The sequence below is a fragment of the Staphylococcus sp. HMSC62A08 genome, assembly GCF_001839105.1.
Taxonomy (GTDB): domain Bacteria; phylum Bacillota; class Bacilli; order Staphylococcales; family Staphylococcaceae; genus Staphylococcus; species Staphylococcus caprae.
On record NZ_KV840031.1, the window covers coordinates 219,721 to 229,512 of the forward strand.

The following is a 9,792-nucleotide window of genomic DNA, read 5'->3' on the forward strand; positions in this document are numbered from 1 at the left end:
AAGTAACCCATGTTAAAGTTAAATCCTTATAAGATTGGATTTAGAACTCTTAAAACCGCTGTGGGTATGACGCTCGGCGTCATCATTTGTAAACTTCTAGGACTAGACAACTATGCTTCAAGTGCGATTTTAGTTGTGCTTTGCATCAAACATACTAAAATGCATTCTGTTCAAGCTATTATTTCACGTTTAGTCTCATGTTTATTAATTTTGTTTTTAGGCGCTGCTATATTTAGTTTATTAGGTCAACATGCATTAGTATTAGGACTCATTGTACTGTTATTTATACCTTTAACAGTTGTGCTTAACGCGCAAGAAGGTGTGATAACGAGTTGCGTTATCTTACTGCATGTATTTAATGCTAAAGCAATTAATGGCCACCTCATTATTAATGAAATATTGTTATTAACAGTAGGATTAGGTATTGCGTTCATTATGAACCTTATGATGCCTAGTTTAGATAAAAAATTAAAACGATATAAAAACGATATCGAACATCAAATCACAGATGTATTTACGATATTTAGTAACGCTTGTTCTATACGTAAAGATCAATTAGATATAAAATTTGAAGCTTTATTATTTAATATTAAAAAGGCGAAGTCATTAGCTTTTAGGGATGTTAAAAATCATTTTGTTAGAAATGAAAACTCTTATTATCACTATTTTGATATGAGAGAAGAGCAAGTTGAGTTATTAAAAAGGATGACCCATCTTATCGAAAGCATATCGACTGATGATCCTATACTTGGTAAAATATCTCAATTAATGACAGAGATTGGTAGCAACGTTAATAGTAACGATTATACAGCTTTGCGACTCCATTCGCTTTATGAGATTCGACTATCCCTCGACGAATTACCACTACCAACTACACACGAAGCATTAAATTCACGTGCTAATATTATTCAAATCTTGAATGAACTGGAAGAGTATTTGAATATTAAATCTCAGTTTGGTTCTTTAAAATTGCATAGTGAAATATAAATTAAACCGTTACATTAAACTTTATCATTGAGTCTAATGTAACGGTTTTCTCATTAATTCATTATTGGTGCTAAACTTGTTAATAATAAGGCTAAAACGACTGCAACGAGCATGACAACAATAATGATACGTAAAACTTTGTTATTCAATTCTAAATTCCTCCACATATGGTCAAATCGCTTCTAAACATTAAACGCGATTCAAAATACGCTAATATAAAGTGACCATAAATGATTTATTTCTAAAAAGCAATCAATTTATTTTTGATAAACTTTAAAGTCAGTTAAAATAAGTTTATATACGAAAGGGGATTTTGCATTCATGATTAACAAAGAACGTATACTTAACACATTTCTAGAATTAGTGAAAATTGATTCAGAAACAGGCAATGAACAAACGATTCAACCTATCTTAAAAGATAAATTTGAAAGTTTAGGCTTACAAGTCAAAGAGGATCATGCTTCAAGTATAGAAGGTTTAGGAGCTAATAATTTAATATGTACATTACCAAGTAACATTTCAGATAAGAAAGTTCCGAAACTTTATTTTACGAGTCATATGGATACAGTCGTACCGGGAATAAATATCAAGCCTCAAGTTAAAGATGATGGTTACATTTATTCTGATGGAACAACGGTACTAGGCGCTGATGATAAAGCTGGATTAGCTGCTTTAATTGAAACGATTGAACAAATTAAAGAACGAGATTTACCTCATGGTCAAATTCAATTTGTCATCACTGTAGGTGAAGAGTCAGGATTAGTTGGAGCTAAAGCGTTAGATACTCAATTATTAGATGCCGACTTTGGTTATGCAGTCGATGCTAGTAAGGATGTGGGAACAACTGTAGTTGGCGCTCCTACTCAAATGAAGATTTACACAACCATTAAAGGTAAAACTGCTCATGCAAGTACGCCAACCAAAGGTGTTAGTGCGATTAATATTGCAGCTAAAGCTATTAGCAGAATGAATTTAGGTCAAATCGATGAGTTAACTACAGCTAATATAGGGAAATTCCATGGTGGTTCGGCTACAAATATCGTTGCGGACGAAGTCATTCTTGAAGCTGAAGCTCGTTCTCATAATGATGAAAGTATTCACACACAAGTCCAACATATGAAAGAAACCTTTGAGGCGACAGCTAAAGAATTCGGTGGAGAAGCACATGTTGAAATCGAAACGAGCTATCCAGGATTTAAAGTTGAAGATGATGAAGACGTAACAAAATACGCTAGAGCAAGTGCCGTTGCTTTAGGTCTTAAAGGGGACACTTGCATTGCTGGCGGTGGCTCTGATGGTAATATTATGAATAGATATGGTATTCCATCCGTCATTTTAGGTGTAGGTTATGAAAATATCCACACAACATCTGAAAGAATTTCAACGAATGATTTATATATGCTAGCTAGTCAAATCTTAAAAATCATTGAACTTGTTACTGAGTAATACGGTCTTTTAGTAATTGTTAAGAGACGTTTTATGTTACAATATTATTGAAAATTTTGAACAAGAGAGGTAAGTAATATGACACAACAAATAGGAGTAGTAGGTTTAGCTGTAATGGGTAAAAACCTTGCTTGGAACATAGAATCACGTGGATACAGTGTTTCAGTTTATAACCGTTCAAGACAAAAAACGGATGAGATGGTTGAAGAATCACAAGGTAAACAAATCCATCCAACATACTCTTTAGAAGAATTTGTTAATTCTTTAGAAAAGCCCCGTAAAATTTTATTAATGGTTAAAGCTGGTCCTGCTACCGATGCAACAATTGATGGCTTATTACCTTTATTGGACGATGATGATATTTTAATCGATGGTGGTAACACTAATTATCAAGATACAATTCGACGCAATAAAGCTTTAGCTGAAAGTGGCGTGAATTTCATCGGAATGGGAGTATCCGGTGGTGAAGTAGGTGCATTAACTGGACCTTCATTAATGCCTGGCGGACAAGAAGATGCTTACCATAAAGTAAGTGATATCCTAGACGCTATTGCAGCTAAAGCTAAGGATGGCGCATCATGTGTCACATACATTGGACCAAACGGTGCAGGTCACTACGTTAAAATGGTACACAATGGTATTGAATATGCTGATATGCAATTAATTGCAGAAAGTTATGCAATGATGAAAGACTTATTAGGCATGTCACATGAAGAAATTTCTAAAACATTTAAAGAATGGAATGCTGGCGAGCTGGAAAGTTATCTTATCGAAATCACTGGCGATATCTTTACTAAGTTAGATGAAGATAACGAAGCACTAGTGGAGAAAATTCTTGATACTGCCGGTCAAAAAGGTACTGGAAAATGGACTTCAATTAATGCATTAGAATTAGGTATTCCTTTAACAATTATTACTGAATCAGTATTTGCTCGTTTCATTTCTTCAATTAAAGAAGAACGTGTAAATGCGTCAAAATCTTTAAATGGACCTAAAGCTTCATTTGATGGTAATAAAGAAGAATTTTTAGAAAAAATCCGCAAAGCTTTATATATGAGTAAAATTTGTTCTTACGCGCAAGGTTTTGCTCAAATGCGTAAAGCGAGTGAAGATCATGAATGGAACCTTAAACTTGGTGAATTAGCAATGATTTGGAGAGAAGGTTGTATCATCCGTGCTCAATTCTTACAAAAAATTAAAGACGCTTATGATAACAACTCAGAGTTACAAAACTTATTATTAGACCCTTACTTCAAAAACATTGTGACTGAATATCAAGATGCTTTACGTGATGTTGTTGCAACAGGTGTGAAAAACGGTGTTCCAACACCTGGTTTCTCAGCAAGCATTAATTACTATGATAGTTATCGTTCAGAAGACTTACCTGCAAACTTAATTCAAGCACAACGTGACTACTTCGGAGCTCACACTTACGAACGTAAAGATCGTGAAGGTGTATTCCATACTCAATGGGTTGAAGAATAATTAATATATGTGATTCAATAACTAGCCTTGCTCATTTAATGGTGAGTGAGGCTATTTTTTTAGCGATTTAACGCAAACGTTTGCACTTATCTCTGAAAGGAATTATTATAATAAATGTAAACGCTTTCTATTTTGGAAAAAGAGGTGATTTCTCACGGTAACAATTAAAGATGTCGCACGGGTTGCACAAGTATCTCCATCAACGGTTTCCAGAGTCATTCAGAATCACCCAAGCATTAGCGACAAAACTACTGCACACGTTAAAGCAATCATGTCTGATTTAGGTTATATCCCAAATTTAACAGCACGCTCACTCATTACTAAAAAGACAAAAACAATTGGTATTATTTTAAAAAGTGCTTCTAAAGATGTTCGACAAAATCCTTTTTATAGTGATGTATTACATGGAATTACACAACGATGTAACGAAGAAGGATATGCTATCAAAAGTACAATATCAACTTCAGAGGAAAGTCTTTTTCAAGAGGTACAAGGGATGATACAGACGCATGCTGTAGACGGATTTATTTTACTTTTTTCTAAAAGTAATAATGTAGTTAAACAATTATTAATCGATGAAGACGTTCCGTTTGTGGTTATTGGTAAACCATTAGATGAAAAAGACCAATTTATCATACATATTGATAATGATAATGAAAAAGCAGGTCATGATTTATGTAGTTATCTATATCATAAAGGCCATCGTCACATTATTTTCATCAATGAATCAGGTCAATATGCTGTGACAGATGACAGGTCTACTGGTTTCCGCGATGAAGCGCGTCAAAGAGGTATAACTCACGAAATTTTAGAAACTGAAAATAATAGAGATAGTATACAAACTCTATTGCAAACATACTTTATGAATGAAGGACTTTCAGTTAGACCAACAGCAATCATATCGTCTGATGGCGTCATTCACCATACAGTGTTAAGTGTGTTATATAACTTAAATATTCAAATACCTACTGATGTATGTACTGCAACATTCAATGATTCTCTATTAACAGAAATGGGAAGTCCTCCGCAAACAACTGTGAATATTCATCCCGTTGAACTTGGAAACAAATCAGGAGAGAAAATTATACAATTATTAAATCAACGCGAAGTATCTAAAGATAACTTAAGGATTCCAACTACAATTATTGAACGCGAATCTACGAATAACATGAAGGAGTGATACAAGTGAATAAACAATGGTGGAAAGAAGCTGTCGCATATCAAGTTTATCCAAGAAGTTTTAACGATAGTAATGATGATGGTATTGGTGACTTACCAGGTGTGATCGAGAAATTAGATTATCTTAAAGATTTAGGTATAGATGTTATATGGTTAAGCCCGATGTACAAATCGCCTAACGATGATAATGGTTATGATATAAGTGATTATAAAGCGATTATGGATGAATTCGGAACAATGGAAGATTTCGATGAGCTATTATCGAAGACACATGAACGTGGTATGAAATTAATTTTAGATTTAGTTGTAAATCATACTTCCGATGAACATCCTTGGTTTATCGAATCTAAATCAAGTAAAGATAGTCCTAAACGAGATTGGTACATTTGGGAAGACCCAAAGGATGATGGCACAGAACCTAATAATTGGGAAAGCATTTTCAATGGATCAACTTGGGAATACGATAGCCATACAGGTCAATATTACTTCCACTTATTTAGTAAAAAGCAACCAGATCTAAATTGGAATAACCCTGATGTGCGTAATGCAGTCTTTGAAATGATGAACTGGTGGTTTGAAAAAGGTATTGACGGTTTCCGTGTCGATGCAATCACTCATATTAAGAAAACATTTGAAGCAGGTGACTTGCCTGTCCCAGAAGGTAAAACGTATGCACCAGCCTTTGATGTAGATATGAATCAACCAGGTATTCAAGACTGGCTACAAGAAATGAAAGACAAATCTCTAAGTCAATACGATATTATGACAGTAGGTGAAGCGAACGGTGTAAATCCTGATAATGCTGAAGAATGGGTAGGAGAACATAAAGGTAAATTTAATATGATTTTCCAATTTGAGCATTTAGGATTGTGGAGTACTGGTGACACGCAATTTGATGTGAAGTCGTATAAAGACGTATTAAATCGTTGGCAGAAACGTTTAGAAGGCAAGGGATGGAATGCCTTATTTATTGAGAATCATGACCAGCCTCGACGCGTGTCTACTTGGGGAGATGACCAACAATTTTGGTATGAATCTGCAACGAGTCATGCTGTCACATATTTTTTACAACAAGGAACACCGTTTATCTATCAAGGCCAAGAAATCGGTATGACAAATTATCCATTCGAAAGTATCGAAACATTCAATGATGTAGCAGTTAAAAATGAATATCAAATTGTTAAAGAACAGGGTGGAGATGTGAATCAACTCTTAGATAAGTATAAAATGGAAAATCGAGATAATTCTAGAACGCCTATGCAATGGAACGATTCAATGAATGGCGGTTTTACAAAGGGTACACCTTGGTTCCCTGTGAATCCAAATTATAAAACAATTAATGTCGAACAAGAGAGTAAAGATCCACATTCTGTACTTAATTTCTATAAAGCTTTAATCCAATTGAAGAAATCTGATGACATTTATACATATGGCCAGTTTGATTTAGTCGATGAAGAGAATCCTAACATTTTCGCATATACACGCACGTTAAATGATCGAACTATACTTGTCGTTGGTAATTTAACCGATCAAGTCAGTCAACTTAACGTTCCTTATCATTTGGAAAATGACAACCAAGTGAAGTTACACAACTATATCAATCACACTATCGACTTTAATCAAATACAACCATACGAGACCTTTGTGGCAGAATTATAAAATATCAGTAAGCATAAGTATGGGCGAAATCATACGCAGATTCCCGTACAACAACAAATCGCTTCCACAAGTATCAACACATTCACTCAAGGGAAACACCCCATACCATATTCCTCAACATAAAAAAGGAGTGGAGTAACGAAATTATATTCGTTGCTCCACTCTCTAACTTTTGTCATTTTCATATTTAGTCTAGTTCTTCTAAATCATAAACTTCTTGTTTAATAGGCAACCACAATTGAATCTTAGTGAACGGGTCATTAAATGAAATATCAAGTGGATACACCTCAACATACAAACTGTTCCGTTCATACGGTAGCGTGAGTTGCAAACTTGATTCAATATAATACCACGCTTCATTCGTAGCGTAATCAATTTCACCTTGTAAATTAAATGTTGCATAATGTCTGCCTGGTAGAAATCTACTCTCTAAATGTGCTGGATAACGTTCACTTGGTACGCCTACAAATATCTCCAATCCTTCATCAAGAGGACAACTAACAACAAATAATTCATATGGACTTACATCGTTGTATCGTCTAAGTTCTTTAATATGACCTTCAACGAGTAAATCCTCTAAGAAATCCGGTACATTGAAAGGGTTTGATAAATGCTTTGTAGGAATAAACCTAGAATACCCAACTAGAGAAATATCCTCAGTTTCCTGAAGTCTATATGTATATGGTGCTCTCTCTGTCGTTGATAATTTAATATATAATCTCTCTTGAAATTTAAGCTCATCTTTTTTTGTTGAAGCTTGGATAGGTGAAATCCCATGAAAATCACTAAAATCATTCGCAAAGTCATTTGAATTCGCATAGCGATATTTTTTAGCTACATCCATTAAACGACTTGCACCATGTATCACATCAGTTGCAGCTATCGTCATTCTCCGAGCACGTGCGTATTCCTCTGGTGATTGACCGACAATCATTTTGAAAGATTGATCCAAATGATACGGCGAAAGACCAACGTAATCACTAAGTTCTTGCAAATTAAACGGCTCTAATAGACGATCTTCAATATATACGATTGCCTGTTGTATTTGCTTGATAACGTCCAAAACTTTCACTCCAATTACTTTCAATCATAATCATTATTGTACATTATTTTTAACTAAGATACACCTTAAAGCTATAGTATTTTTAAAAATAAAAAAGTGAACGACAAAGGTCTATAAAGTTGAAGTGGTAAAGTAGTTATCAACCAACCATTCTAAATAGACCTATCATCATTCACAATATTGTTAATATGACATAATCATTATCATTAAAACATGATTCAATATAATTATTTTTAATAAAAAATAATAACACCGCTAAAATACTTATATTCAATACACTCTAATGAATATCGTCCCACCAGTGATTACCATCACGACTTAATAATAAATCACTTTCTAAAGGACCATTCGTACCTGATTCATAGTTAGGGAAGCAAGGTTCGACCATTGTCCATTCGTCTTGAATAGCATCTACAAATTTCCATGTAGATTTTAATTCTTCCCAATGCGTAAAGTTTGTCGCATCACCTTTAAGGCAATCAAAGAGTAAATTCTCATATGCATCTACGGTGTTCATTTTATCTTGTGCACTCATCGCATAGGAAAGTTGTACAGGTTCAGTATCAATACCTTGAATATTTTTCTTCGCATTTAAATGTAATGACACACCCTCGTTAGGCTGAATATTAATCACAAGTAGGTTAGAATCTAATAATTTATCTGTTTCATAGTATAAATTCATTGGTACTTCTTTAAACTCAACAACGACTTGAATGGTTTTAGATTTCATACGTTTTCCCGTTCTAATATAAAAAGGCACACCAGCCCATCTAAAGTTATCAATCGTAAGCTTACCTGATACAAATGTTGGTGTATTCGAATCTTCAGCTACACGATCTTCTTCACGATATGGTTTCACTTCTTTACCTTCAATGATTCCTTTATCATATTGACCGCGCACAAAATTCTTTCTTACTTCTTCAGGTTTTAATTGACGTAATGATTTAAGAACTTTAACTTTTTCTGCTCGGATATCTTCACTATTTAAACTAATAGGTGCTTCCATTGCTAATAAAGCAACCATTTGTAACATATGGTTTTGAACCATATCTTTTAATGCACCACTAGATTCATAGTATCCTCCACGGTCTTCAACGCCTAGAACTTCTGAAGATGTCACTTGGATATTTGAAATGTATTTATTATTCCATAACGGTTCAAACATCGCATTCGCAAAGCGAAGAACTTCAATGTTTTGTACCATATCTTTACCTAAATAATGATCGATACGATAAATTTCTTCCTCTTTAAATGAACGTCTAATTTGATTATTAAGTGATTCTGCAGATTTCAAATCACTACCGAAAGGCTTTTCAATGACTAAACGTTTGAAACCAGTCGTATTCGTTAGACCTGACGACTTTAAGAAATCAGAAATAACACCAAAGAATTGTGGTGCCATCGCTAAATAGAACATGCGATTGCCTTGTAATCCAAATTCAGAATCTAATTGATTGCTAAATTTTAATAATGAATCATAGCTTTCCTCATCACTGACATCTGTTTTGTGGTAAAACACATGATTCATAAATTCATCAATTCTATTCGTATCTTCGACGTGCTTTTGAATTGATGATTTAACTTGATTGCGGAACTCATCATTTGAATAATCGCGACGACCTATACCGATAATCGCAATGTGCTCATCTAAATTGTCTTGTTGAAATAAATGAAATATAGAAGGGAATAACTTTCTGTGACTAAGGTCACCAGTGGCACCGAATATTGTTATTAAACAAGGGATGTGTTTACTTTTAGTACTCAAGATTAAAACCTCAATTCTTAAATAGATATATGATGAATGATGATTTACTCACCGATTTTACGATAGTATTTATGCTTTTATTTTTAATAAATATATCATCTTACTAGATTATTATATTATATGATAACCGTCACTTGTGGTCATCAAATTTGCTTGAAATTAAGCACAATTTATTTTTTTGAAAATGAACACACAAATTACTTCACAT

Annotated in this window: 8 protein-coding genes; 5 read left to right on the forward strand and 3 right to left on the reverse strand. The window is 33.9% G+C overall.

The window, feature by feature from the left end:
• The first annotated feature begins 9 nt into the window (after nt 1-9).
• The gene (locus HMPREF3264_RS04835; protein ID WP_070872151.1) at nt 10-987 is read left to right on the forward strand and encodes an aromatic acid exporter family protein; all 978 of its coding nucleotides are present in this window, start codon (nt 10-12) and stop codon (nt 985-987) included.
• A 53-nt stretch (nt 988-1,040) separates the two neighbouring features.
• On the opposite strand, the gene prli42 is transcribed toward HMPREF3264_RS04835, so the two are convergent.
• Complete coding sequence (prli42, locus tag HMPREF3264_RS12750; RefSeq protein ID WP_152333550.1) at nt 1,041-1,136, reverse strand: stressosome-associated protein Prli42; 96 nt, start codon at nt 1,134-1,136, stop codon at nt 1,041-1,043.
• Nucleotides 1,137-1,308: 172 nt separating this feature from the next.
• Between prli42 and HMPREF3264_RS04840 the strand changes: the two genes are divergently transcribed.
• The 4 genes from HMPREF3264_RS04840 to HMPREF3264_RS04855 all read left to right on the forward strand — a co-directional run bounded on the left by HMPREF3264_RS04840 (nt 1,309) and on the right by HMPREF3264_RS04855 (nt 6,756).
• Complete coding sequence (locus HMPREF3264_RS04840; RefSeq protein WP_070872153.1) at nt 1,309-2,433, forward strand: M20/M25/M40 family metallo-hydrolase; 1,125 nt, start codon at nt 1,309-1,311, stop codon at nt 2,431-2,433.
• 78 nt (nt 2,434-2,511) lie between these two features.
• The gene (gene gndA / locus HMPREF3264_RS04845) at nt 2,512-3,918 is read left to right on the forward strand and encodes an NADP-dependent phosphogluconate dehydrogenase (protein ID WP_070872155.1); all 1,407 of its coding nucleotides are present in this window, start codon (nt 2,512-2,514) and stop codon (nt 3,916-3,918) included.
• A gap of 163 nt (nt 3,919-4,081) precedes the next feature.
• A complete protein-coding gene (locus HMPREF3264_RS04850; RefSeq protein WP_070872157.1) occupies nt 4,082-5,098 on the forward strand; it encodes a LacI family DNA-binding transcriptional regulator in 1,017 nt (338 codons plus the stop codon).
• Nucleotides 5,099-5,103: 5 nt separating this feature from the next.
• Nucleotides 5,104-6,756: a glycoside hydrolase family 13 protein gene (locus tag HMPREF3264_RS04855; RefSeq protein WP_070872158.1), complete on the forward strand. Its 1,653-nt coding sequence runs from the start codon at nt 5,104-5,106 to the stop codon at nt 6,754-6,756.
• A 187-nt stretch (nt 6,757-6,943) separates the two neighbouring features.
• Here HMPREF3264_RS04855 and HMPREF3264_RS04860 read toward each other — a convergent pair whose 3' ends face one another.
• Nucleotides 6,944-7,819, reverse strand: coding sequence for an AraC family transcriptional regulator (locus HMPREF3264_RS04860; protein ID WP_037541470.1), 876 nt, complete (start codon nt 7,817-7,819; stop codon nt 6,944-6,946).
• 280 nt (nt 7,820-8,099) lie between these two features.
• Entirely contained in the window at nt 8,100-9,584 is a 1,485-nt protein-coding gene (gene zwf / locus HMPREF3264_RS04865) for a glucose-6-phosphate dehydrogenase (RefSeq protein WP_070872160.1), read from the reverse strand.
• Nucleotides 9,585-9,792 lie beyond the last annotated feature (208 nt).